Source organism: Lysinibacillus sp. RU7 (assembly GCF_057837305.1).
Genome location: NZ_JBYQFK010000170.1, coordinates 1 through 260, shown reverse-complemented (window position 1 = coordinate 260; position 260 = coordinate 1). Strand labels below are relative to the sequence as shown.

The window sequence follows — 260 nt, the reverse complement described above, 5'->3', positions numbered from 1 at the left end:
GCAGGCCGCCCTTATGATCGGCGTCGACAGGGGCCGCGACGGCGCTCACCCCTTGCGGTCGAGGCTGACGCCGTAGAGTTCCATGCGGTGATCGACCCGGCGGAATCCCAGCTTCTCGGCGATCGCCTTTTGGAGCTGTTCCAGTTCGGGGTCGACGAACTCGATCACTCGGCCGGTCTCGACATCGATCAGATGGTCGTGATGCGCCTCGGGCGAGGGTTCGTAGCGTGCGCGCCCATCGCCGAAATCATGGCGGTCGA

General features: G+C 65.4%; 1 protein-coding gene. It reads right to left on the bottom strand.

Going from position 1 to position 260, the window contains the following annotated elements:
- Positions 1–45: 45 nt before the first annotated feature.
- The coding region (locus AC3II9_RS21960) for a transcriptional repressor (RefSeq protein ID WP_489158836.1) at positions 46–260 on the bottom strand (215 nt) is incomplete at its 5' end.